The sequence below is a fragment of the Rhodococcus sp. BP-332 genome (genome assembly GCF_019836065.1).
In the GTDB taxonomy this organism is placed as follows: Bacteria; Actinomycetota; Actinomycetes; order Mycobacteriales; family Mycobacteriaceae; genus Rhodococcoides.
In genome coordinates, this window is record NZ_JABUEC010000001.1 from 83,849 (window position 1) to 105,560 (window position 21,712).

The following is a 21,712-nucleotide window of genomic DNA, read 5'->3' on the forward strand; positions in this document are numbered from 1 at the left end:
CTACGGTTGACGCATGACCGATACCGATCCCGCGCCCGGCGTGCGCCTCGACGATCTGATCGTCGCCGTCTCTCGCACCGACACCGACCCCCTGATCCAGCTCTCGCGAGCCGTCGTCGCCGCCGAGCGACTCGGCGACGTGGCCGACCATCTCGTCGGACACTTCGTCGACCAGGCTCGTCGGTCCGGGGCGTCCTGGACCGACATCGGCCGCAGTATGGGAGTGAGCAAACAGGCCGTGCAGAAGAAGTTCGTGGCCAGGCCGCACGCCGACGAGGCGTTGAACGCGAGCCAGGGTTTCGCTCGTTTCACAGAGCGCGCGAAGAACATCGTGGTGGCGGCGCAGACCGAGGCCCGAGCGCAACGGGTGTCGTCGATCACTCCCGACCATCTCGTGATCGGACTGGTGCAGGACCCCGACTCGTTCGGCACCCGTCTGCTCGCGACACAATCGGTGACGCCCGACGACGTACGCGCCGCCGTCTCGGCACGAGGTTCGTCCGCGGGGGAGCACGGTGAGCCGCCGGCACTCGTTCCGTTCGATGCTGCGACGGCGAAAATTCTGGAACTGACGTTCCGCGAGGCGCTGCGCCTCGGCCACGACTACGTCGGCACCGAACACGTGCTGCTCGCGATGCTGGAGTTCGAGAACGGGACGGGGCTGCTCAGTGGTCTCGGCGTGACGAGGGACCAGGTGGAGACCGACCTCGCTGCCGCTCTCGATCTGTCCTGAGAGCGGCAGCGCGTCCGTCACATGCCGCGGCGCATCACGGCGTAGTAGGCGGACGGGAACACGCGGGCGAGGATGTCGACGGTGTGGGCACTCGCGGCGATGAGGACCCGTCCCTTGCGCTTCTCGACCCCGTCGAGGATGCGGAGTGCAGCCTTGTCCGCGGGATAGGTGAGCAGTTTGGCGAAGGTGGCCTTGCCGTCCGCGATCTCCTTGTCCGTCGCTCCGGCGGCCGAACCGGCCGTCTCGGCGATGCGGGTCTTGATGCCGCCGGGGTGCACCGACGTCACGCCGATCGTCGGCGCCAGTTCGTGGCGCAGGCACTCGGTGAACCCGCGGATGGCGAACTTCGACGACGAGTAGGCCGACTGCCCCGGAGGCGCCACGATGCCGAACAAGCTCGACACGTTGACGATGTGCGCGCCCGTGGATCGGCGCATCGTCGGCAGCAGACGTCGGGTGATGTCCACCGGCGCATGGAAGTTGATGGTCATCACCGAGTCGAAGTCCTTGGCGGTGAGTTGCTCGAACGAGCCGCCGAACGCGATACCGGCGTTGTTGATCAGCAGGTCGATGCGCTCGTGCCGCTCGATCACACCGTCGATGACCACGCCGAGCGCGTCGAGGTCGGAGAGGTCCGCGACGACGACGTCGACGCTGCGTGCCGGTGAGGCGGACTCGATGGCGCGTGCGACGTCGGCGAGCCGATCGGCGTCCCGGTCGAGCAGGATCAGATCGGTGCCCCGTCGCGCGAGCTCGTGGGCCATCTGCTCACCCATGCCACTGGCGGCGCCGGTGACGAGCGCGGTGGCGCCGGGAAAGCGGAAGGGGGGCAAGGACGACATGACAACTCCTGAGCTCGGCGGTACCAACGTCTCGATCATCGCGGACGGCGGGCCGTCGTTCTTGACTTCAGGCGACACCGTCGTCGATCGCCCGTATCGAGGCTGTCGGGTCGCTACGGTGCACCGGTGACGCCTGACTCGACCGCTCCGCTCGCGTCCGGATCCGTGACGGTCCGCGCCGATGCCGAGGACGTGTACGCCCTCCTGACCGATCTCGACCGACTCGCCGATCTGGCGGACGAGACGCACTCGATGCGGTGGGTGGGGAGCTCCGGCGCCCGTCCGGGTGCGTCCTTCGTCGGTCGGAACCGCAACGGTCTGCATCGATGGTCGACCACATGCACCGTGACCGCCGCCGACCCCGGAGCAACCTTCGCCTTCGACGTGCACTACGGCCCGTTCTCGCTGCCGATCGCGCACTGGCGCTACGACATCGACGGCGGTGGCGACGGCGGCGAGACCACGGTGACCGAGCGGATGTGGGACCGGCGTCCGCGGTGGTTCGTCGGCGTCGGCGGACTGGCGACGGGTGTCCGCGACCGCGCCACGGTCAACGGCGACCACATCGCGGCCACCCTCGAACGGCTCCGGCAGACCGTCGACGGTCCCCCGGATTCGTAGGGTGCGAGTGCGGGCACACTGGACGCCATGACGGCACACGCGACGATCGGCATCTGGACCGGAACGCTCGACGGGGTCTCCGCCTCCGCGGTTCCCGACGTGGTGGGGGAGGTGGAGTCGCAGGGCTGGCACTCGCTCTGGTTCGGCGAGGCCTACGGCCGCGAGGCGCTCACCGCCGCGCAGATGTACCTCGGCGCCTCGTCGTCGCTGATCGTCGGTACCGGCATCGCGAGCATCTACGCCCGCGACGCCGTGGCGACCGCATCGGCGGCACGTACCCTGCATGCCGTCTCGGGTGGTCGGTTCGTCCTGGGACTCGGCGTGTCGCACGCTCCGCTGGTCGAGCGCATGCGCGGTCACAACTACGGCAAGCCCGTCGCGGCGATGCGGGAGTATCTCGACGCACTCGACAACGCACCCGCGGCAGTGGCGGGGGAAGAGCAGAACCCACCACGACTGCTGGCGGCGCTGGGTCCGAAGATGCTCGAGCTGTCCCGCGATCGCACCGCGGGGGCGCATCCGTACCTCGTCACACCGGAGCACACGGCGACGGCCCGCGAGATCCTCGATGCCGGAGACGGCGAGAAGCGCCCGGAACTGGTCGTCGAGCAGGCGGCGGTGGTGGACCCGGTCGCCGACACCGACGCGGAGGTGTGGGCCGAACGCGCGCACGCGCATCTGAACATCTACACCGGGCTACCCAACTACCGGAACAACTGGGAGCGTCTGGGTTTCGGGCAGGACGACTTCGTCCGCGGCGGCAGCGAGAAGCTCGCCGAGGCGATGGTGACGCGCGGACTCGACGCGACTGTGGCCCGAGTGCGCGAGCACATCGAGGCGGGAGCCACCAGCGTCCTCGTCCAGGTCCTCGGATCCGCGATGAACGTTCCGCCGGTGGACGACTGGCGTCGACTGGGTGAGGCCCTCGAGCTCTCCCGTTGAGCTGAGGGTAGCCTTACCGCAAGCCTGCTCCACCAGTCGTCCCCGAAAGGTTCTTCATGCGCGTCTCCGTCGGTGTGTCCGTCGCGGCCACCGTTCTTCTGCTCGGAACGGCGGCGTGCAGCTCGTCGGACACGGACTCGGCGCCGGCCGCGGACGCGTCGGGAGCCTTCCCGGCCGAGGTCACCGACAAGTTCGGGACCGTGACGGTCGAGGGTGCGCCGGAGCGTCTGGTGACCGCCGGGTACAACGACCAGGACTTCGCGCTCGCTCTCGGTGTCACACCCGTGGCCACCCGCGGATTCACGGGGTACGACTACACCACCCGACCGTGGGCCCAGCAGCAGCTGAACGGTGCCACGATTCCCGAGGTGGGAAGCGACACACTCGATCTCGAAGGTGTCGCGGCCGCGGAGCCCGACCTCATCATGGCGACGTACGCCTATCTGGAGGAGCCCGAGTACCAGCAGCTCGGACAGATCGCCACGACGGTCGGCGACATCCCCGGCTCGGACGGGTCGGAGACCCCGTCGTGGCGAGACCAGTTGGCCGCGTACGGAACCGCCCTGGGCAAGACGGCCGAGGCAGAGACCGTGCGTGACGAGGTCGACGCGACGTTCGTAGACGCCACGACCGAGAACCCGTCCTTCGCCGGCCGCACGGCTGCGGTCGCGCTCTATCTCGACGGCACCTTCTACATCCTCGACAGCGGTGACCCGCGGAACAGGTTCTTCACCGACCTCGGCTTCGCGACGCCCGAGACCACCGGAACGGTGAGCCCGGAGCGCTACGACCTGCTCGATCAGCAGACTCTCGTGCTGCTGGGCGTCACTCCCGAGGACGTCGCCGGTGATCCGCTGCTGCAGAGCCTGAACGTGGTGAAGGAGGATCGCACCGTCTACGTCGGCGAATTCGGGACCACCGTGCCGGCCGCTCTCGGTTTCGCCAGCCCCCTCAGCCTTCCGTACGCGGTGGACGCGCTCGTCCCGGTGCTCGCACGGGCCTCGGACGACGATCCGGCCACCCGCGTCGGCACCGTCGAGGGCTGATCGGTCCTGCTCACGGGTCGGAAGGTTAGTGTGACCCGACGACAGGGGTAACCGTGGGCATGAGCATCGAGCAGTACGACAGGGACGGGGGCGGCCCGCCCGAGACCGAGCACTGGTCCGAGGGCCCGGTCACCACCCCGGAGCGGGACCCGTTCTACGTCGCGCCCGACGGTTTCGAGAGTGCCGCGTGCGGCGACGTCCTGCGCACCAGACCCGTGCGCATCGGTGTGTTCGGCCGGGTGCGGCAGCGCGTGCAGGCCTGGCAGCTGCTGTATCGCACCGAGGATCTCGAGCGCGTGCCACGCGTGAGTGTCACCACGGTCTTGCTGCCCGCCGGAGCCGTCCCCGACGCGACGCGACCACTCCTGTCGTATCAGTGCGCCATCGACGCCGTGTCCGGTCGATCGTTCCCGTCGTACGCGCTCCGGCTCGGGTCACGTGCGCGCGGCACGGTGCCGCAGTACGAGTTCCTGCTCGTCCTGCACGCCCTGCGTCTGGGTTGGGCAATCTCGATCCCGGATCACGAAGGCGCCGAGGGGCATTGGGGTGCGCCGCTCGAGCCCGGGTACTGCACTCTCGACGCCGTCCGGGCCGCGCTCTCGTTCGACGAGCTCGGTCTCGACACGACCACACCGGTCGGACTGTGGGGATACTCGGGTGGCGGGCTCGCGTCGTCCTGGGCGGCGGAGGCCGCGGGGGAGTACGCACCCGAGATCGATGTCGTCGGAGCCGTTCTCGGGTCGCCGGTGGGTGATCCGGCGTCGGCGTTCTTCCGGCTGAACGCCACCCGCTACGCCGCGCTGCCGACTCTCGTCATCGAGGGTCTGCGGCGTACCTACCCGTCCCTGGACGACGTCATGCAGGAGTTCGTCACCGAGGAGGGTCTCGAGCTGCTGGCGTCGACGAACAAGATGACCACGATGCAGGCCATCATCGCGCTCCGCGGGTTCGACCTCGACGCCTACTCGACCATTCCCATCGCCGACGTCATGGCTCGTCCGGAGATGGTGACGATCTTCGAGGAGATCCAGCCGGGCCGCTCGGCGCCCGGATTCCCGCTGCTCGTCCTGCAGGCGACGCACGATCAGATCATCGCCGTGGACGACGTCGACGGGCAGGTGACGCGCTATCGAGACGCGGGTGCCGAGGTCGAGTACGTCCGCGATCGCACGAGCGAGCACCTCACGCTGCTGCCGCTGTCGGTCCCGCTGACGCTCCGATGGCTCGACGACCGGTTCGCCGGGCGCCGACCGGGACTCGCGGCCACCAGGACCGTCTTCTCGGTGGCGGCGTCGTGGCGCAGCGCCGCGGGTTATCTGGCCATGGCAGGCTCGGCGGCGAGAGCGCTGACCGGGCTCCCCATCTCCGTCCGCCGCACCCGACGCTGAGACGACACCACCCCCGCACCGAGGACTCGGTGCGGGGGTGGTGTGGTGTTCAGGAGCGAGATCAGGCCAGTTCGAAGCGATCCAGCATCATGACCTTGTCCCACGCGGCGACGAAGTCCTGGACGAACTTGTCCTTCGCGTCGTCGCAGGCGTACACCTCGGCGATGGCACGGAGTTCGGAGTTCGAGCCGAACACCAGGTCGTTACGGGTGCCGGTCCACTTCGTCGCACCGGTGGCAGCATCCTTGGCCTCGTAGATGCCGTCCTCGGACGTGGGAACCCACTCGGTGCCCATGTCGAGGAGGTTCACGAAGAAGTCGTTGGACAGTGTGCCGACCTTGTCGGTCAGAACGCCGTGCGACGAGTTCTGGTAGTTGGCGCCGAGAACACGCAGACCACCGACGAGGACGGTCAGCTCGGGTGCGCTGAGTGACAACAGGTTCGCCCGGTCGACGAGGGAGTACTCCGCCGGCAGCTTCTGGCCCTTGCCGAGGAAGTTACGGAAGCCGTCGGCCTTCAGCTCGAGGTCCGAGAACGAATCGACGTCCGTCTGCTCCTGCGTGGTGTCCATGCGGCCCGGGGTGAACGGAACGCTGACGCCCGAAGCCTTCTCGAGTGCCGCGACGCCGCCGAGGACGACGAGGTCGGCAAACGACACCGTTCCGGAGAACGACTCCTGGATGCCCTCGAGCACGCGGATGACCTGTGCCAACTCGTCAGGCTCGTTGACCTCCCAGCCCGCCTGCGGCTGCAGGCGCAGGCGACCGCCGTTGGCACCGCCGCGCTTGTCGCTGACGCGGAAGGACGACGCTGCGGCCCACGCGGTCGAGATGAGCTGCTCGGTGCTCAGTCCGGAATCGAGGATGGTGGACTTGAGCTCGGCGATCTGTGCATCGTCGATCAGTTCGTGGTCGACGGCCGGGATCGGGTCCTGCCACAGCAGGGTCTCCGACGGCACCTCGGGTCCGAGGTACCGGCTGACCGGTCCCATGTCGCGGTGGGTCAGCTTGAACCACGCCTTCTGGAACTCTTCTGCGAGCTCCTCGGGGTGGTCGAGCCAGCGACGGGTGATCTGCTCGTAGATCGGGTCGACGCGCATCGCGATGTCCGAGGTCAGCATCGACGGGTGGCGACGCTTGGTCGGGTCCGCGGGATCCGGAACCAGGTCCGCGCCCTCACCGTTCTTCGGACGCCACTGATGTGCGCCGCCGGGGCTCTTGTAGAGCTCCCACTCGAAGCCGTAGAGCGTCTCGAGGAAGGTGTTGTCCCACTGCGTCGGGGTCGGGGTCCAGATGACCTCGAGGCCACTCGTGATCGCGTCCGCGCCGACACCACTCTGGAAGCTGTTCTTCCAGCCGAGACCCATCTGCTCGATCGGGGCGCCCTCGGGCTCGGCTCCGATGTGCGCATCGGGGTCGGCCGCACCGTGGGTCTTGCCGAAGGTGTGTCCGCCGACGGCCAGTGCTGCGGTCTCGACGTCGTTCATGGCCATGCGGCCGAAGGTCTCGCGGATGTCCAGTGCGGACTGCACGGGATCCGGGTTGCCGTTCGGGCCTTCGGGATTGACGTAGATCAGGCCCATCTGCACGGCTGCCAGCGGGTTCTCGAGGCTCGTACGATCACCGTCGTAGCGCTCGTCGCCCAGCCAGGTCTGCTCGGGGCCCCAGTAGACGTCCTCGTCCGGCTCCCAGGCGTCGACGCGACCGCCGGCGTAGCCGTAGGTGGGCAGTCCCATGGACTCGATGGCGACGTTGCCTGTCAGGACGATGAGGTCGGCCCAGGAGAGCTTGCGGCCGTACTTCTGCTTCACGGGCCAGATCAGGCGACGGGCCTTGTCCAGGCTCGCGTTGTCCGGCCAGCTGTTCAGCGGTGCGAAGCGCTGCATGCCGGCTCCGGCTCCGCCGCGTCCGTCCTGCTTGCGGTACGTGCCGGCTGCGTGCCACGCCATACGGATGAAGAAGGGGCCGTAGTGGCCGAAGTCCGCGGGCCACCACGGCTGCGAGTTCGTCATGACCGCTTCGATGTCGCGCTTGACCTCGGCGAGATCGAGCGAGTTGAACTCGGCCGCGTAGTCGTAGTCGGCGCCCATCGGATCGCCGACGGCGGGGTTCTTCTTCAGGATCTTGAGGTTCAGTGCCTTGGGCCACCACTCGTGGTTGGTGCCACCCTCGACCGGCATCGGCATCTTGTCGTGCATGACAGGGCAGCCGCCGGACGCGTCCTGCGGCTGGTCCTGGTTCATCTCTTTTTCGCGTGTTGTGTGGTCCTCGGACACGAGTTTCCCTCCAAGAGAAGATGAATGAACTGATTTCGCGGCGCCTTCGCGCCTCGAGATCAGGGGCTGACGCTGGTGGAGCAGTTCTCGCACAGGCCCCAGTAGATGACCTCTGCCTCGTCGACGACGAAACCATGGGCCTCCGACGGAGTGAGGCACGGAGCCTCGCCGACGGCGCATTCCACGTCGGCGATGGTGCCGCACGCGCGGCACACGACATGGTGGTGATTGTCGCCGATTCTGCTCTCGTACCGCGAGACCGAGCCGGACGGCTGGATGCGCCGTACCAGTCCCGCGGTGGTGAGAGCGTGGAGCACGTCGTACACGGCCTGGCGGGAGACTTCGGGCAGGGTGGCCCGAACGGCTCCGTAGACGGTGTCGGTGTCGGCGTGCGGATGTTCGTGCACCGCGTCGAGCACCGCCAGACGGGGGCGGGTGACTCGGAGCGCGGCACCACGCAGCATCTCCGGGTAGTTCGACGATGGGCTCACGTCGAACAGTATGCACGACTTTTCTGGAATGAGTCAGGAAACGGGGCGCGAACACGGGTCGAACGGCGTGTCGTCCGGCCCCCGCGGGGGCATGATGCGAGGCGACATCCATCGCTCGCAGGGGGTACGAAGATGACCGCGTTCCAGACCGTCGCCAACGCCGCGAACCAGGTCGTTCGACCGCTGATGCGACTGCCTGTGCTGTCCGCCGTTCTCGGGCGTGGCCTGGCCACCATCACCTACACCGGCCGACGGTCGGGCCGGACCATCTCGCTGCCCGTCTCCTACCGGCGATCGGGCGACAGGGTCACCGTGATGGTCGCGGCACCGAGCCAGAAAGCCTGGTGGCGCAACTTCCATCCCGACCCCGCCCCGGTGACCGTCGACATCGCGGGCCATCAGCATCGGGGGAGCGCACAGGCGGTGGTCGCCGACAAGGGTGGCGTGCGTGTGGTGATCACCCTCGACAGCTGATCAACGGAGTACGACGAGCTGCTGGGTCGCGCGGGTCATCGCCACGTAGCGATCGACGACGCTGTCCGCACTCGACCGGTCGACGAGATCGAACCCGAGGCCCTTCGCCGATCGTGCGCTCGACGATCGGATCCTCGCGGTGCCCGGTAGAGACGGCATCCCGATGACGCAGGCCACACCCTCACTCGTCGCGGCCCGCTCGTCCAGCACCGCCGCCAGGTCGTCGACGTCGGCGTGCCGGACGCCCACGCCGGTGGTGCGCACCGAGCGTGGCACGAGCGCGGCGCGCGCGCATCGCCGTCGCCCGTGGATCGCCGAGGCGGCGACGAGCGACATCGAGGACCGGGAGATCTGCTGTGGTCCAGGGGGACCCGACGTTCGTGCGGACCGCCGCCCTGTCATCGTCGTCGAGCCAGGGTGCGCAGTGGCGTAGGTACGCCCGCACAGTCCAGAGGTCGGCGACGAGATCGGGAGCATCGATCACCGTCCACGACGACTCCACTCGGTCGCAGAGCTCGTCGATTTCACGCAGCGACGACGCCAGCTCGCGGGCCGACACGTTCGCGACGAGGATCTCGCCCAGAACCGCCCAGATCTCCTCTCGCGCATCGTTGTGCGGAGTCTCCGCCTGCGGTGCCGCAGTGCCGCGTCGATTCTGGCGAGGTTCCCCTCATCGCCGATCGTCGCGTGCCTCGGCCAACCGCCTGATCGCGGACGGCCCCACTCCGTGTAGCGCGGACAAAGTCGCGAGGTTCGCCGGGAGGTCGTGCACCGTGCGATACCCCGCGTCGATCAACGCACCGGTCGCCGGCCGGCCGATGCGGACACCGTCGAACAGCGGTCCGCGGTCGACCGGCACGTCCCTCGTCATGCTGCTCAGCTGACGCCGAGAACCTTGATCGCGAAGATCAGAGAATCGCCCTGCTGGATGCCCGCGCGCGGCTGACCGTTGGGGTAACCGTCCGCGGAGGTCACCGCGACGCCGATCGTCGATCCCACGGTCTGGCCGGCGATGGCCTTCTGGAAACCGGCCACGACACCGTCGAGGGGGAATTCGACCGGGGCGCCGCGCTCGTAGCTGCTGTCGAAGGTGGATCCGTCGCGTCCGTTGACGCCCATGTAGCAGACGGAGACGGTGGCGTCCGCCGCGACGACGGGGCCGTCGCCGGCCTGCAATGTCTGCACCTGCGTCTCCGCGACGCTGAAGGGTGCCTCGACGGTGACCAGGGGAGCGGCATCGTCGGTGGACCCGGTCACCGCGATGCTGCCCGTGTCACCGTCGAGGTCCCACTCGGCCGCGGCACCGGACTCGGGCGCCGCGGTGGGGCACGACTCGGCAGCTGCGGTCGACGACGACCCCGCGGACGAGGATGCGGCGCTGGAGGAGGTGGCGGCAGATGGCGTGTCGTTGTCGGAGCTGCATCCGGACAGCACCAGGACGAGCGACGCGGACGAGGCCAGCAGGACACCGAGGGTACGAGAGGAGTTCACGCCCGACACGCTACAGCCGCCCGACTACTCGACCAGCCGGGCGAGTGCTGCGGTGACCGAGCCCCACCCTTCCGCGAACCCGAGGCTCGCGTGACGATCGCGTGTCGTCGGATCTCCGTGACGGACGACGGCCCGGTAAGCAGTGCCGCGCGGGTGGTCGGTCAGCGTGATCTCCGCTGACATCGCGACCGGCTGCGGCGACGCGGGGCGCCACCCGCTGTCGAGAGTGTTGGTGAACACCAGCCGGGTGTCGGGCTCGACGACGAGGAACACGGCGTCGGTGTGGGGCACGAATGTCGTTCCGTCGTCGCTCATCTCGGTGACGAACGCCCCGCCCGGTCGCACCTCCAGGTGGTCCACCCGAGTGACGGTGGGTGCCGGTGTCCACCACTGTGACAGCAACGACGAGTTCGTCCATGCCTCCCAGATGCGGTGACGAGGAGCCGCGATGACGCGATCGAGTACGAGGTCGAGGGCAGGATCGATCGGGAGCGCGGTCATGAGTCTTCTTCCGTCGGAGTCGGGGAGGTGACGAGTTGTTCGAGCCGATCCGTGCGGCTCTCCCAGAGGTGTCGTTGATCGTCGAGCCAGTCCTGGACGAGGTCGAGTCGTTCCCTGTGCAGAGTGCACGTCCGGACGCGTCCTACTTTGGCCGTGCGAATGAGCCCGCTCGACTCGAGACTGCGGACGTGTTTGAGGAAGGTGGGAAGCGCGATCGGGAACGGCGCCGCCAGTTCACCGACGCTTGCCGGACCGGCACCGAGACGCCGGACGACTGCTCGCCGCGTCGGATCTCCGAGGGCGGTGAGCACGGCGTCGAGTTCTGCCGTATGGTTAGCCATAAGGGTAAGTATTACAGGCGATCCGGGGTGTGGCGCAACCGATGACTTTCGGGGTGCGCGTCGGTCAGAGTGTTCGTGGGCCGACCAGCGCCCACCGGGAACGAAGGAGTGCACATGCGCACGTTGATCGTCACCGCGTTCGTCTCGCTCGACGGCGTGATGGAGGCGCCTGGTGGAGAGGCCGGATACCGCAACGCGGGCTGGACCTTCACGGACGTCGAGTTCGACGAGGCCGCGTACGAGATCAAGGGGCGGGAGCAGGGGGAGGCCGCCGCACTGCTGCTCGGTCGCCGATCCTACGAGGCGTTCGCGCCCGTGTGGCCCACGATGGAGGACTTCGCCGGATACAACGCCATGCCGCGGTACGTGGTCTCGACGACGCTCGACGATGATGATTCGCGTTGGCCTGCAACGGTTCTTCGATCACTCGACGACGTCGCCGCGCTGAAGGAGACCGAGGGCGGACCGATCCTCGTGCACGGGAGCGCGACGCTGGGACGTGCGTTGGCCGACGCGGGGCTGGTCGACAGATACCACCTGCTGGTGTTCCCGTTGCTGCTCGGCGCCGGACTGCGCCTGTTCAGCGACACGGACAAGGACACCACGGTGCTGACGCTCGTCGAGCACGAGGTCTACGGCAACGGTGTCCAGAAGCAGGTGTTCGATGTGCGCCGCTGACGGGGAAACGTCATGCGGACACTGAGATTCGCGATGAACGCGAGTGTGGACGGTTACGTCGCGGCGCCCGACGGCGACCTCGGCTGGAGCGTGCCGAGCGACGAGGCGTTCCAGTGGTGGTCCGACCGCGTCGACTCGACGGGACTCACGCTCTACGGGCGGAGGCTGTGGGAGGCGATGAACGCGTACTGGCCGACGGCCGATCGGCAGCCAGGGGCGACGCCCGCACACGTCGCGTACGCCCGTCGGTGGCGCGACATGCCCAAGGTGGTGTTCTCGTCCACCCTGGACGCGGTGGAGGGCAACGCGCGGCTCGTCACAGGTGACGCCGTGGCGGAGATCGTCCGACTGAAGGCCGGCGACGGTGGGCCGATGGACATCGGCGGCGCCACACTGGCCGCGGCGGCGATGCGGGCCGGGCTGATCGACGAGTACGTGATCATGACGCACCCGGTTCTGGTGGGCGCCGGTACGCCGTTCTTCACGGCGCTCGACGAGTGGGCGGGTCTGGAGTTGGTGGAGACGCGGACGTTCTCGGGTGGACTGCACCTGGCGAGGTACCTGGCGCGGTAGGGGTTGGGAGATTCACGATAGTTGACATAATGTCGATTATCGGCACAATTCGGTTTCACCTGGAACCCTGCCTGAGCGTCGCACGTCGACCGACGTACCGTCGGTCGACGAAGTCCTTCCTGTACCGCACAGGTCGTGAGCACGGAAGGCGAAGATCGTGACTGTGGAACGACGTGTACTGATCACCGGGGCCAGCATCGCCGGCCCGACCCTCGCGTACTGGCTCGCGAGGTCGGGTCGTGCCGTGACGGTCGTCGAGCGCGCGCCGTCGCCTCGGCTCGGCGGGCAGAACATCGACATTCGTGGTCCCGGCCGCGAGGTCGTGCGCCGCATGGGTCTGGAGGACGCTCTCTTCGCCGCGACCACGACGGAACAGGGCACCCGGTTCGTCGATCGACGGGGTGCGACGATCGCGTCGTTCCCGGCCGGTACGGCGGACAGCGGAGGCGCGACGGCCGAGCTGGAGATCCTCCGCGGCGAACTCGCGCGCATCCTCGTCGACGCGTCGGGACCGGACGTCGAGTACCGCTACGGCGACCGGGTCGTGGGCTGCGATCAGGACGCCCACGGTGTCGACGTGACGTTCGAGCACGGCGCTCCCGAGCGCTACGACCTCGTGGTGTTCGCCGACGGAGTGCGGTCCGGGAGCCGGGAGATCGTCTTTCCCGGCGAGGCCGTCACGCGAGATCTCGGGCTGTACACCGCCTACGGGGTGCTCCCCCGCACCTCGGACGACGATGCATGGTGGCGCTGGTACAACGCGACCGGCGGACGTGTGGCCGGCTTGCGCCCGGACAACCAGGGCACCACGCGCTTCAGCCTGTCCTGGTTGTCGGGGCCGACCGGCCTCGAGCGGGCAGGGCAGTCGGAGGTCGTCGCCGCCCTTCGGGCGACGTTCGCCGGCGCCGGCTGGGAGACTCCCCGCATCCTGGAGTCGCTCGATTCCGCCTCGGAGCTGTACGTCGACCGTCTCGCTCAGGTGCGCGCCCCACGGTGGTCGTCGGGCCGGGTCGCGTTGGTGGGCGACGCGGCCTGGTGCGCGACTCCGGTGAGTGGGATGGGCACGACACTGGCGATCACCGGTGCCTACGTACTGGCCGCCGAACTCGCCCGCACCGATGATCACCGGGCCGCGTTCACGGCATGGGACGCTCGGATGCGTCCCTTCGTCGACACGGTGCAGTCGCTGCCGCCGGGAACGCCGAGGCTGGCGCACCCGAAGACGGCAGTGGGGCTCGCGGTCTTCAACTCTGCTGTGCGACTGGCCGGTTCGGCGCCGGTGCGAGCGCTGGCCGGCAGGTTCGGCGGCTCGGACGACGCGAACCTCGATCTGAGCGACTACCGCTGACGCTGCTGGATGCGGATCAGGTTGCCCGCGGGATCACGCACCGCGCAGTCCCGGATCCCGTAGGGCTGGTCGGTCGGTTCCTGCACGATGTCGGCATCCGCGGCCTCCGGATCGTCCTGCGGGAGGAAGCTGGAGGCGATGGTGAGTGTCATGGCGACGACACTAGGTTCGCCTTACGCGGTCCGCTTCTCGATTCCTGATCGGTCGGGTGACCACCTTCTCGACACACGACGGCGCGCCGACCTCCGTGGACTGGTTCTGCTGCCGATACGCGGACGGGGACAGTCCGGTCAGTTCGGAGAAACGGGTACTGAAGGTGCCCAGTGAGGAGCACCCCACGGTGAAGCAGATCTCCGTCACCGACCTCTCCGACCCCCGGAGCAGCGCCATGGCTCGTTCGATGCGCCGCGTCATCAGGTACGCGTAGGGCGACTCTCCGTACGCGGCGCGGAACTGCCGGCTCAGGTGCCCCGCGGACACGTGCGCGTCGCGCGCCAGGGTCTCGAGGTTCAGTGGCGTGGCGTACTCGCGGTCCATTCGATCCCGTACTCGACGGAGACGACGCAGATCGTCGAGGTGTCGCGAGTCCGCACCGGTGTCGGTCACGCGTCCTCCTCTCAGGAACGGCGCAGCAGTCCGTGCAGTGCGCGCATGCAGAGATCATGCACCTCGTCGGCCGAGATCGACTGCCGGTCCACCCAGTCCACGCACACGGCGCGAACGAACGACACCCACCCGGCCACGGCCACCCGCGTCACCTCGTCCGCGCCGTCGTCGGGTCCCAGAGCCGCCAGGATCCGTTGCTGCTGCGTCTCGAACTCGGCCGTGAGGATCGCCTGGATACCGACGTCGCCCGACATCGTTCCTCGATTGATGGCCCGTAGTCCGTGAGCGTGATCGGTGGAGTAGCGGATGTAGGCGCGCAGTCCGGCGGACACCTGGTGCTCGACGGGCAGCGTGGTGTCGGGAGCCGTGATCTCGACCATCCGAGCGGATTCGAGCCGGATGATGTCGGCGAAGAAATCCCTCTTGGACGGAAAGTAGTGATACATCAGCCCACGCGAGACGCCGGCCAGGTCGGCGACCTCCTCGATCCACACCTCGTCGTAAGGCCGTTCCGCGAACAGTCGTGACCCGATCTCGAGCAGCTGGTGCCGACGCTGATCGGGTGACAGGCGTTTGCGGGGAGTGGTCATGACCTGCGCCATGTTACGGGACTCCTCGTGATACTTGACACGCGTTCAGTAGGGGGTACCGTCCGCTGTTGTATCCCGGTTCAGTACGCCGGCCACCCACGCGAAAGGGTCCGACCGTGGTCACCACGATCTCGTCCACTTCTCCGCTTCCCCATCCCCCTCGACGACTCCCGGTGCTGGGCGACGTGCTGGGCGTACACGCGAGCACCCCGGTGCAGGACTCGGTGGCGCTGGCCGCGCAGCTGGGCCCCATCTTCGAGCGGGTGGTCCTGGGGCGCCGGTTCGTGATCGTGTCGGGCGCCGATCTCGTGGAGGAACTCAGCGACGAGTCGCGGTTCGTCAAGCACGTGGCACCCGCGGTCGCCGGACTTCGCTCGATCGGCGGGGACGGACTGTTCACGGCGTACTCGCACGAACCGAACTGGCGCAAGGCCCACGATCTCCTCCGGCCGGCGTTCACGCAGTCGGCCATGCGGAGCTACCACGACATCATGGTGGACGTCGCCGGACAGCTGGTGTCGCACTGGTCGTCCCGTGATCGGGTCGACGTCTCCTCGGACATGACCAAGTTGACGCTCGAGACCATCGGCCGCACCGGGTTCAGCTACAGCTTCGACTCGTTCACCCGCGCCGAGACGCACCCGTTCGTCCGGGCCATGGTGCGGACCCTGCAGCACAACCAGCGCCGCGCACTGCTGCCGCTCCCCGTCGTCGGCGACCTGGTGTTCCGGCGTCGCGAACGGCGGAACGATGCCGACAAGGCCTTCATGGCCGAGTTGCTCGACGACATCGTGCGGGCCCGCCGGGACGGTGAGACGAGCGGCGACGGCGATCTGCTGGACATCATGCTCCAGGCGGCACGCGACGGTGATCCCAACGCGCTGGACGAGGTGAACATCCGGCATCAGATCGTCACCTTCCTCATCGCCGGACACGAGACGACCTCCGGCTCACTGTCGTTCGCCCTGTACTACCTGTCGAGGCATCCCGAGATGTGGGCTCGGGCGCGTGCGGAGGTGGACGAGGTGTGGGGTGCGGACACGCCGTCCTTCGAGCAGGTGGCGAAGTTGCGCTTCGTCCGACGGGTTCTCGACGAGGGACTGCGCCTGTGGCCGACGGCCCCTGGTTACGCGCGCGAGGCACGCCACGACACGACGGTCGGCGGGCGTCCCATGGCCGCGGGCGACTGGGCCCTGGTGCTGATCCCCGGTCTGCATCGCGATCCCGTCTGGGGGCCGGATCCCGAGGTGTTCGACCCGGACCGCTTCCTGTCGGCGAACGTGCGGGCCAGGCCGCCGCACGCCTACAAGCCGTTCGGCACGGGCGAGCGTGCCTGCATCGGGCGCCAGTTCGCTCTCCACGAGTCGCTGCTGGTGCTGGGCACGATCCTCCAGACCTTCGACGTCGCTCCCGATCCGGGCTACGAGCTCGCCATCGAGGAACGCCTGACCCTCATGCCGGCCGGGTTCGAGCTCGAGCTGGCTCGGCGCGACCGCAGCTGACGTGAGGATCCCGCACACTGGTCCCATGCGATCGCGCGGCAAGATCATGGAGGCCACCCTCGAGGTGATCGCGGAGCACGGTTTCGACGGCGTCACCATCGCGGGTGTGTCCGCCGCTGCCGGGGTCTCCCGACAGACCGTGTACTCCATCTTCGGCACGCGCGAGGTGTTGGTGACCCGCACGATGGAGCATTTGGCGGTCGAGGTCATGACCGAGATCCGGTCGCGCCTCGACGGCCCGGAGACCGTGCGCGACTACGTCGTGGAGATGGTGATCGGTGGTCGGCGGGCGGTGCGCGACATTCCCGCGATGGGAGCGCTGCTGCGGTTGGACGGCATCAACCCGGTGCTGCATCCCGATGTCGTCCAGCACGCCATTCCCGTCGTGCGAGATCTACTGTCCCCGCTGACCGCACTCGACCCCCGGGTCGCGGAGGTGTTGGACGACATCGTCCTCATCACCACTCGTCTCGGACTGTCCGTCGTGCTCTTCGACGATCCGTCCATCGCGGACGACGACGACCTCCGCGCCTTCCTCCTGCGGTGGCTCCCGGCGTCGATGACCGTGCCGCCGGAGTGACGGGCTTCACCTCGTGACCTTGACACCTGGTGCCGGAACTGTCTAACTTCAGGGCGCCTGCCGGGGGGTCCGCGCAGCGGGAAGGAAGTCGATGACACTGTCACGCAGTCTGATCGTGGGAGCGGTGCTCGTGGCGTTGATCGGTGTCGCACCCGCACTCGCCGACGCAGCCCCCGGTGACGACTTCTACTCCCCACCGACGGACGTCGCGGGTGCGCCGGGCACGGTGCTCCGCACCGAGCCGATGTCGCTCTTTCTCGCTGCACCGGGAGTGGACGGTCGCTACCCCGCCACCGCGCAGCGCGTCATGTACACCTCGCGGACCGAGAACGACGAGCCCGTCGCGGTGACCGGAACGTTCATCGACTCGGCCGTTCCCTGGCGCGGCGCCGGCCCCAGACCCACCGTCGTGGTCGCTCCGGGAACGGTGGGGCAGGGCGACCAGTGCGCGCCGTCGCGGGCGTTCCCGCTCGGGCTGAATCTGACGACGGACCCGCTGTCCCTCTCGGCGAACCAGGAACTCGTGTCGTCGACGCTTTGGGGGTCGATGGGCGCGCGCGTCTTCGTGACCGACTACATCGGTCTCGGCACGCCGGGGTTGCACACCTACGTCAACCGGCCGGAGGAGGCGCACGCGGTGCTCGACGGTGCGCGAGCGGCGAACGCGCTGGCGGGCGACCCCGACTCCCCCATCGGTCTCTGGGGCTATTCGCAGGGCGGCGGCGCCACCGCCGCCGCGGCCGAGTCGGCGGCGAGTTACGCACCGGAACTGAACATCAAGGGCACGTGGGCGGGCGCACCGACGGCCGACCTGCTCGACGTGCTGAACACGGTGGACGGCACTCTCATCGGCGGAGTTATCGGGTACGCACTGAACGGAGTCCTCGAGCGAAACCCGTCGTTGCGGGCCCGCGTCGAGGAGCGCGTCTCCGATCACGGCAAGACAGTGCTGAACGACCTGTCGACCCAGTGCATCGCCGACACGATCCTGACGTATCCGTTCCTGCGCACCGAGACGCTGACGAAGGACGGGCTGTCGATGTCCGAGAACCTGCGGTCCGTTCCGGAGGCAGGCCCCATCTTCGACAAGCTGCGCACCGGCACCCTGCGGCCGTCGGCCCCGGTGTTGATCACCAGCGGCGTCAACGACGACACGGTGCCGTACGGACAGGCGCGGACCCTGGCGGACGAGTGGTGCGGTCAGGGTGCGTCGGTGACGTTCCGGTCGAACCCGCTACCGCCGATCCTGCCGGGTGCGGTGCTGCCCAACCACTTCGGTCCGCAGATCATCGACGGCTACGGCGGTGCGGCCGCGGCGTATCTGATGGATCGGTTCGCCGACGTCCCCATCGCCGGGTGCGACATCGCCTGACGGTCGGTTCGGGTCACCGACCACGGTCGGCTCGGTCATTGTCGTGGACGGCGATCAGCCATAGTGTCACCGATCACAGTGGATCATTCGGCTGACTGAGGGGTACACACATGACCGTCCAGCACTCTCCGGAACGCACCGCGGCACCGACGCCGTCCGACGGAGAGGTGCACGCGGCCGTCGCCCGCGCGCGTGACGCGGCACTGTGGTGGGGCGCTCTCGATTTCACGGATCGCAAGGGGTGGCTGCTCGAGTTCCGATCCACGATCGCCCGGACGTCGGCGTCGCTCGTCGACACCGTGCGCGACGAGACGGGTAAGCCGAAGGACGACGCCCTGCTCGAGGTCATGCTGGCGGTGGAACATCTCACGTGGGCCGCGAAGAACGCCCGCCGTGTCCTGCGGGAGCGGTCCGTCTTCCCGGGTCTGGTGAGCATCAATCACGCTGCCTCCGTGCGGTATCAACCGATGGGTGTCGTCGGCGTGATCGGCCCGTGGAACTATCCGGTCTACACGCCGATGGGGTCGGTCGCGTACTCGATGGCCGCCGGCAACGCCGTCGTCTTCAAGCCCAGCGAGCTCACTCCCCGCACCGGTACCTGGCTGGCCGACGCCTGGGCGTCGCTGGCGGCGCCGCACCAGGTGCTGCAGACCGTCACCGGTGACGGTCGGGTCGGCGAGTCGCTGTGCCGCTCGGGAGTGGACAAGCTCGCGTTCACCGGGTCCACCGCGACGGCGAAGAAGGTCATGGCGGTGTGCGCGGAGACGCTGACGCCGATCGTGGTCGAGGGCGGCGGCAAGGACGCACTCCTCGTCGACGCCACTGCCGACCTCGAGGCCGCGGCGACCTTCGCCGCCTTCGGCGCCATGGGCAATGCGGGCCAGACCTGCGCGGGCGTCGAGCGCATCTACGTGGTCGAGGAGGTCGCCGATCGTTTCGTCGACATCCTGACCTCCCGCGTACGCGGCCTCCGGGTCGGCGACGCGGACGATGCGCAGTACGGACGCATGACGTTGCCGAAGCAGGTCGACATCGTGCGGGACCAGGTCGAGGACGCCCTGGCTCGCGGTGGTCGCGCCGTCGTCGGCGGACTCGAATCCGTCCGGGCGCCGTACGTCGATCCGATCGTGCTGCTCGACGTGCCGGAGGACAGCTCGGCCGTCGCCGAGGAGACCTTCGGTCCGACCGTGGTGGTCAACCGCGTCCGCGATCTCGACGAGGGCATCGAGCGTGCCAACGCGTCGAAGTACGGGCTGGGTGCATCGGTCTTCACCGCGTCGAAGGCTGCGGCCGAGCGGGCGGCGGACCGGCTGCGCGTCGGCGTGGTGACCGTCAACTCCGTGTTGGGTTTCGCGGCGGTGGGCGCACTGCCGTTCGGCGGAGTCGGCGACTCGGGCTTCGGACGGATCCACGGCGCCGACGGGTTGCGGGAGTTCTCCCGGGTGAAGTCGGTGACGAAGCAGCGCTTCGCCGCCCCGCTGGGCCTGGTGACGATGACGCGCAAGCGACGCGACGTCGCGGTCGCACGACTGTTGCTGACCAAGGTCTACGGGCGATGACCACCCTCCCCCGACCGCGCTTCGGGCGGTTCGGGTGGGTGCGGGTGATCGACGAGCTGGATCCGGTGGCGGACGCGGCCACCGTCCTCAAGATCACGGCGGGCTGCGAGTTCCCCTGGGACTATCAGCGCGCGTTGGAGTTCGCGTTGTTCCGCACCTATTGCGTGCCCACCATCTCGGCGTTGCTCCGCAAGACAGGTGAGTTCGAGCACCGCCCCCAGAAGCGGTACGACGACACCGCGCTGCTGATGTCGGAACTCGTGGAACACGGGTACGACTCCGAGCGCGGGCGCGCGTCGCTCCGCGCGGTCAACCGCATGCACGCGCGCTACGACATCTCGAACGACGACATGCTGTACGTGCTCTCCACCTTCGCGTTCGATCCGCTGGACTGGATCGACCGTTACGGGTGGCGGCGCCTGCATCCGCACGAACGGATCGCAAGCGTCGCGTTCTACCGCGAGGTCGGGATCCGGATGGGCATCCGGGACATTCCCGCGTCGACAGCCGACTTCCACGCCTTCAAGGTGCGGTACGAGCGCGAGCGGTTCGTCTACTCCGACGACAACAGGGCCATCGGCGAGTACACCCGCGACCTGCTGGCGTCGTGGTACCCGCGCCCGGTCCGCTCCGCGGTGCGCGGCGCCGTGCTGTCGATGATCGATCAGGACATGACCCGCGCCTTCGGGTTCGGCGACCCGGTCCCCGCCGTGCGCCCGGCGCTCGAGTCGGCGCTGCAGGCCCGAGGCCGCGTGGAGCGTCTGCTGCCCAAGCGGACGGCATCGCGGTCGGCGCAGGATCCGCGCAACCGGACGTACCCCGGGTATCCGCAGGGCTACCACCCGAGCGACCTGGGTGTCTGATCAGGATCAGCGCAGTCGTTCCGCGTCCTTGGCCAGGGTGACCAACCGGTCGCAGAGCTCGGCGAGTTCGGCCGCGTCGGCGCCCTCCGCGACGGCCGTGGCCACGTCCTCGGCGGCGCACCGGACTCCGAACGCGCGATCGGCGGCGGCACCGGCCTCGGCCTCCGTGAGCACCACGGCGTCGTCCGCGACGACGGTGTCCTTCAGCGACGTCCGCTGTTCGTAGGCGCGCTGACGGCAGGACTGACGGCAGTACCGTCGGCGCCGACCCGCAGCGCCCTCGATCACCGGCCGACCGCACCACAGACACGTGCTCGGGCGCCGTGCACGGGACCGACCGATCCCACCGCCCACCGTCCCGGATTCACCCCGCATCGACCCGACGATACCGACGTGCGCGGACCCTGCCGCATCACCGGTTAGAATGGGGTGTTCGCGTGCGGGAACGTTCCGCGCACCACGCGCGTTGAATTCGACGGACGCGACATGCGTACCACGATCGAGAGAGGACTCCACCATGGCAGATCGCGTTCTACGAGGTAGTCGACTCGGAGCGGTGAGCTACGAGACCGATCGCGACCACGACCTCGCGCCCCGGCGCATGGCTCGATACCGGACGGACAACGGCGAGGAGTTCGACGTTCCCTTCGCCGACGACGCCGAGCTGCCCGGCACCTGGCTCTGCCGCAACGGTCTCGAGGGCAGTCTGATCGAGGGCACCGCGCCCGAGGCCAAGAAGGTCAAGCCCCCGCGCACCCACTGGGACATGCTGCTCGAGCGGCGTTCGGTGGAGGAGCTCGAGGAACTGCTCAAGGAGCGGATGGATCTGCTCAAGGCGAAGCGTCGCGGCGCCGGAGTCTGACCGCCTCTCCCCTGTCGTCACCGAGGGCCCCGGA

Annotated in this window: 26 protein-coding genes and 1 pseudogene; 15 read left to right on the forward strand and 12 right to left on the reverse strand. The window is 68.5% G+C overall.

The window, feature by feature from the left end; all coding sequences use genetic code 11:
* The first annotated feature begins 13 nt into the window (after window positions 1–13).
* A complete protein-coding gene (locus tag HQ314_RS00405; RefSeq protein WP_056444475.1) occupies window positions 14–733 on the forward strand; it encodes a Clp protease N-terminal domain-containing protein in 720 nt (239 codons plus the stop codon).
* Between the two features lie 17 nt (window positions 734–750).
* Here HQ314_RS00405 and HQ314_RS00410 read toward each other — a convergent pair whose 3' ends face one another.
* Window positions 751–1,575 carry an SDR family oxidoreductase gene (locus tag HQ314_RS00410; RefSeq protein WP_037185420.1) on the reverse strand — a complete coding sequence of 275 codons (825 nt, stop codon included), beginning with the start codon at window positions 1,573–1,575 and terminating at the stop codon, window positions 751–753.
* A 126-nt stretch (window positions 1,576–1,701) separates the two neighbouring features.
* On the opposite strand from HQ314_RS00410, the gene HQ314_RS00415 reads away from it, so the two are divergent.
* The 4 genes from HQ314_RS00415 to HQ314_RS00430 are packed head-to-tail and all read left to right on the forward strand — an operon-like array spanning window position 1,702 to window position 5,572.
* The gene (locus HQ314_RS00415) at window positions 1,702–2,196 is read left to right on the forward strand and encodes an SRPBCC family protein (RefSeq protein ID WP_056444477.1); all 495 of its coding nucleotides are present in this window, start codon (window positions 1,702–1,704) and stop codon (window positions 2,194–2,196) included.
* A 27-nt stretch (window positions 2,197–2,223) separates the two neighbouring features.
* Window positions 2,224–3,138, forward strand: coding sequence for a TIGR03620 family F420-dependent LLM class oxidoreductase (locus HQ314_RS00420; protein WP_037185417.1), 915 nt, complete (start codon window positions 2,224–2,226; stop codon window positions 3,136–3,138).
* A 56-nt stretch (window positions 3,139–3,194) separates the two neighbouring features.
* Window positions 3,195–4,184 carry an ABC transporter substrate-binding protein gene (locus HQ314_RS00425; protein WP_222637510.1) on the forward strand — a complete coding sequence of 330 codons (990 nt, stop codon included), beginning with the start codon at window positions 3,195–3,197 and terminating at the stop codon, window positions 4,182–4,184.
* A 59-nt stretch (window positions 4,185–4,243) separates the two neighbouring features.
* The gene (locus tag HQ314_RS00430; RefSeq protein WP_222648903.1) at window positions 4,244–5,572 is read left to right on the forward strand and encodes a lipase family protein; all 1,329 of its coding nucleotides are present in this window, start codon (window positions 4,244–4,246) and stop codon (window positions 5,570–5,572) included.
* Window positions 5,573–5,633: 61 nt separating this feature from the next.
* Here HQ314_RS00430 and katG read toward each other — a convergent pair whose 3' ends face one another.
* Both katG and HQ314_RS00440 read right to left on the reverse strand, forming a co-directional pair.
* On the reverse strand, window positions 5,634–7,814 hold the full coding sequence (gene katG, locus HQ314_RS00435; protein ID WP_027505407.1) for a catalase/peroxidase HPI: 2,181 nt from the start codon (window positions 7,812–7,814) through the stop codon (window positions 5,634–5,636).
* A 92-nt stretch (window positions 7,815–7,906) separates the two neighbouring features.
* Entirely contained in the window at window positions 7,907–8,311 is a 405-nt protein-coding gene (locus HQ314_RS00440; protein WP_261781362.1) for a Fur family transcriptional regulator, read from the reverse strand.
* A 159-nt stretch (window positions 8,312–8,470) separates the two neighbouring features.
* Here HQ314_RS00440 and HQ314_RS00445 point away from each other — a divergent pair, with 159 nt between their 5' ends.
* Window positions 8,471–8,812, forward strand: a complete 342-nt coding sequence (locus HQ314_RS00445; protein ID WP_222637514.1) for a nitroreductase/quinone reductase family protein — start codon at window positions 8,471–8,473, stop codon at window positions 8,810–8,812.
* On the opposite strand, the gene HQ314_RS00450 is transcribed toward HQ314_RS00445, so the two are convergent.
* The 5 genes from HQ314_RS00450 to HQ314_RS00470 form a co-directional block, all read right to left on the reverse strand.
* Window positions 8,813–9,148 (reverse strand): hypothetical protein, encoded by a 336-nt coding sequence (locus HQ314_RS00450; protein WP_222648905.1) that lies wholly within the window; start codon window positions 9,146–9,148, stop codon window positions 8,813–8,815.
* Between the two features lie 334 nt (window positions 9,149–9,482).
* Window positions 9,483–9,683 carry a hypothetical protein gene (locus HQ314_RS00455; RefSeq protein WP_027505403.1) on the reverse strand — a complete coding sequence of 67 codons (201 nt, stop codon included), beginning with the start codon at window positions 9,681–9,683 and terminating at the stop codon, window positions 9,483–9,485.
* A gap of 5 nt (window positions 9,684–9,688) precedes the next feature.
* Window positions 9,689–10,312 (reverse strand): FKBP-type peptidyl-prolyl cis-trans isomerase, encoded by a 624-nt coding sequence (locus HQ314_RS00460; protein ID WP_155956988.1) that lies wholly within the window; start codon window positions 10,310–10,312, stop codon window positions 9,689–9,691.
* Between the two features lie 15 nt (window positions 10,313–10,327).
* On the reverse strand, window positions 10,328–10,804 hold the full coding sequence (locus HQ314_RS00465; protein ID WP_056444490.1) for an SRPBCC domain-containing protein: 477 nt from the start codon (window positions 10,802–10,804) through the stop codon (window positions 10,328–10,330).
* Window positions 10,801–11,145: a helix-turn-helix transcriptional regulator gene (locus tag HQ314_RS00470; protein ID WP_056444493.1), complete on the reverse strand. Its 345-nt coding sequence runs from the start codon at window positions 11,143–11,145 to the stop codon at window positions 10,801–10,803. The genes HQ314_RS00465 and HQ314_RS00470 overlap by 4 nt, the downstream gene beginning before the upstream one ends.
* Window positions 11,146–11,259: 114 nt before the next feature.
* Here HQ314_RS00470 and HQ314_RS00475 point away from each other — a divergent pair, with 114 nt between their 5' ends.
* From HQ314_RS00475 to HQ314_RS00485, 3 genes are all read left to right on the forward strand, one after another.
* Window positions 11,260–11,823, forward strand: coding sequence for a dihydrofolate reductase family protein (locus HQ314_RS00475; RefSeq protein ID WP_027505399.1), 564 nt, complete (start codon window positions 11,260–11,262; stop codon window positions 11,821–11,823).
* 12 nt (window positions 11,824–11,835) lie between these two features.
* Entirely contained in the window at window positions 11,836–12,396 is a 561-nt protein-coding gene (locus HQ314_RS00480; RefSeq protein ID WP_222648907.1) for a dihydrofolate reductase family protein, read from the forward strand.
* Between the two features lie 157 nt (window positions 12,397–12,553).
* Window positions 12,554–13,744, forward strand: a complete 1,191-nt coding sequence (locus HQ314_RS00485; RefSeq protein WP_222648909.1) for an FAD-dependent monooxygenase — start codon at window positions 12,554–12,556, stop codon at window positions 13,742–13,744.
* On the opposite strand, the pseudogene HQ314_RS00490 reads toward HQ314_RS00485, so the two are convergent.
* The 3 genes and pseudogenes from HQ314_RS00490 to HQ314_RS00500 all read right to left on the reverse strand — a co-directional run.
* Window positions 13,735–13,848, reverse strand: a pseudogene (locus tag HQ314_RS00490) (VOC family protein); the annotation flags it as partial. The gene HQ314_RS00485 and the pseudogene HQ314_RS00490 sit on opposite strands and share 10 nt — an antisense overlap.
* Window positions 13,849–13,906: 58 nt before the next feature.
* Window positions 13,907–14,350 carry a helix-turn-helix transcriptional regulator gene (locus tag HQ314_RS00495; RefSeq protein WP_027505394.1) on the reverse strand — a complete coding sequence of 148 codons (444 nt, stop codon included), beginning with the start codon at window positions 14,348–14,350 and terminating at the stop codon, window positions 13,907–13,909.
* 11 nt (window positions 14,351–14,361) lie between these two features.
* Window positions 14,362–14,940, reverse strand: coding sequence for a TetR/AcrR family transcriptional regulator (locus tag HQ314_RS00500; RefSeq protein ID WP_027505393.1), 579 nt, complete (start codon window positions 14,938–14,940; stop codon window positions 14,362–14,364).
* Window positions 14,941–15,056: 116 nt separating this feature from the next.
* Between HQ314_RS00500 and HQ314_RS00505 the strand changes: the two genes are divergently transcribed.
* The 5 genes from HQ314_RS00505 to HQ314_RS00525 all read left to right on the forward strand — a co-directional run bounded on the left by HQ314_RS00505 (window position 15,057) and on the right by HQ314_RS00525 (window position 20,816).
* The gene (locus tag HQ314_RS00505) at window positions 15,057–16,442 is read left to right on the forward strand and encodes a cytochrome P450 (protein WP_222648911.1); all 1,386 of its coding nucleotides are present in this window, start codon (window positions 15,057–15,059) and stop codon (window positions 16,440–16,442) included.
* A 25-nt stretch (window positions 16,443–16,467) separates the two neighbouring features.
* Entirely contained in the window at window positions 16,468–17,022 is a 555-nt protein-coding gene (locus tag HQ314_RS00510; RefSeq protein WP_222631193.1) for a TetR/AcrR family transcriptional regulator, read from the forward strand.
* 91 nt (window positions 17,023–17,113) lie between these two features.
* Window positions 17,114–18,394: a lipase family protein gene (locus HQ314_RS00515; RefSeq protein ID WP_222648913.1), complete on the forward strand. Its 1,281-nt coding sequence runs from the start codon at window positions 17,114–17,116 to the stop codon at window positions 18,392–18,394.
* A gap of 110 nt (window positions 18,395–18,504) precedes the next feature.
* Window positions 18,505–19,953 (forward strand): aldehyde dehydrogenase family protein, encoded by a 1,449-nt coding sequence (locus HQ314_RS00520; protein ID WP_222648914.1) that lies wholly within the window; start codon window positions 18,505–18,507, stop codon window positions 19,951–19,953.
* The gene (locus HQ314_RS00525; protein ID WP_222648916.1) at window positions 19,950–20,816 is read left to right on the forward strand and encodes an oxygenase MpaB family protein; all 867 of its coding nucleotides are present in this window, start codon (window positions 19,950–19,952) and stop codon (window positions 20,814–20,816) included. The genes HQ314_RS00520 and HQ314_RS00525 overlap by 4 nt, the downstream gene beginning before the upstream one ends.
* A 6-nt stretch (window positions 20,817–20,822) precedes the next feature.
* On the opposite strand, the gene HQ314_RS00530 is transcribed toward HQ314_RS00525, so the two are convergent.
* On the reverse strand, window positions 20,823–21,191 hold the full coding sequence (locus HQ314_RS00530) for a hypothetical protein (RefSeq protein ID WP_222648918.1): 369 nt from the start codon (window positions 21,189–21,191) through the stop codon (window positions 20,823–20,825).
* Window positions 21,192–21,333: 142 nt separating this feature from the next.
* On the opposite strand from HQ314_RS00530, the gene HQ314_RS00535 reads away from it, so the two are divergent.
* Window positions 21,334–21,678, forward strand: a complete 345-nt coding sequence (locus HQ314_RS00535; RefSeq protein ID WP_027505388.1) for an RNA polymerase-binding protein RbpA — start codon at window positions 21,334–21,336, stop codon at window positions 21,676–21,678.
* Window positions 21,679–21,712 lie beyond the last annotated feature (34 nt).

What these genes read in the sequence shown, in the direction of transcription:
- HQ314_RS00405 (WP_056444475.1), top strand. Translation starts at nt 14, where the DNA reads ATGACCGATACCGATCCCGCGCCCGGCGTGCGCCTCGACGATCTGATC.
- HQ314_RS00410 (WP_037185420.1), bottom strand. Translation starts at nt 1,575, where the DNA reads ATGTCGTCCTTGCCCCCCTTCCGCTTTCCCGGCGCCACCGCGCTCGTC.
- HQ314_RS00420 (WP_037185417.1), top strand. Translation starts at nt 2,224, where the DNA reads ATGACGGCACACGCGACGATCGGCATCTGGACCGGAACGCTCGACGGG.
- HQ314_RS00425 (WP_222637510.1), top strand. Translation starts at nt 3,195, where the DNA reads ATGCGCGTCTCCGTCGGTGTGTCCGTCGCGGCCACCGTTCTTCTGCTC.
- HQ314_RS00430 (WP_222648903.1), top strand. Translation starts at nt 4,244, where the DNA reads ATGAGCATCGAGCAGTACGACAGGGACGGGGGCGGCCCGCCCGAGACC.
- katG (WP_027505407.1), bottom strand. Translation starts at nt 7,814, where the DNA reads ATGAACCAGGACCAGCCGCAGGACGCGTCCGGCGGCTGCCCTGTCATG.
- HQ314_RS00440 (WP_261781362.1), bottom strand. Translation starts at nt 8,311, where the DNA reads ATGCTGCGTGGTGCCGCGCTCCGAGTCACCCGCCCCCGTCTGGCGGTG.
- HQ314_RS00445 (WP_222637514.1), top strand. Translation starts at nt 8,471, where the DNA reads ATGACCGCGTTCCAGACCGTCGCCAACGCCGCGAACCAGGTCGTTCGA.
- HQ314_RS00450 (WP_222648905.1), bottom strand. Translation starts at nt 9,148, where the DNA reads ATGTCGCTCGTCGCCGCCTCGGCGATCCACGGGCGACGGCGATGCGCG.
- HQ314_RS00455 (WP_027505403.1), bottom strand. Translation starts at nt 9,683, where the DNA reads ATGACGAGGGACGTGCCGGTCGACCGCGGACCGCTGTTCGACGGTGTC.
- HQ314_RS00465 (WP_056444490.1), bottom strand. Translation starts at nt 10,804, where the DNA reads ATGACCGCGCTCCCGATCGATCCTGCCCTCGACCTCGTACTCGATCGC.
- HQ314_RS00470 (WP_056444493.1), bottom strand. Translation starts at nt 11,145, where the DNA reads ATGGCTAACCATACGGCAGAACTCGACGCCGTGCTCACCGCCCTCGGA.
- HQ314_RS00475 (WP_027505399.1), top strand. Translation starts at nt 11,260, where the DNA reads ATGCGCACGTTGATCGTCACCGCGTTCGTCTCGCTCGACGGCGTGATG.
- HQ314_RS00480 (WP_222648907.1), top strand. Translation starts at nt 11,836, where the DNA reads ATGCGGACACTGAGATTCGCGATGAACGCGAGTGTGGACGGTTACGTC.
- HQ314_RS00500 (WP_027505393.1), bottom strand. Translation starts at nt 14,940, where the DNA reads ATGACCACTCCCCGCAAACGCCTGTCACCCGATCAGCGTCGGCACCAG.
- HQ314_RS00510 (WP_222631193.1), top strand. Translation starts at nt 16,468, where the DNA reads ATGCGATCGCGCGGCAAGATCATGGAGGCCACCCTCGAGGTGATCGCG.
- HQ314_RS00515 (WP_222648913.1), top strand. Translation starts at nt 17,114, where the DNA reads ATGACACTGTCACGCAGTCTGATCGTGGGAGCGGTGCTCGTGGCGTTG.
- HQ314_RS00520 (WP_222648914.1), top strand. Translation starts at nt 18,505, where the DNA reads ATGACCGTCCAGCACTCTCCGGAACGCACCGCGGCACCGACGCCGTCC.
- HQ314_RS00525 (WP_222648916.1), top strand. Translation starts at nt 19,950, where the DNA reads ATGACCACCCTCCCCCGACCGCGCTTCGGGCGGTTCGGGTGGGTGCGG.
- HQ314_RS00530 (WP_222648918.1), bottom strand. Translation starts at nt 21,191, where the DNA reads ATGCGGGGTGAATCCGGGACGGTGGGCGGTGGGATCGGTCGGTCCCGT.
- HQ314_RS00535 (WP_027505388.1), top strand. Translation starts at nt 21,334, where the DNA reads ATGGCAGATCGCGTTCTACGAGGTAGTCGACTCGGAGCGGTGAGCTAC.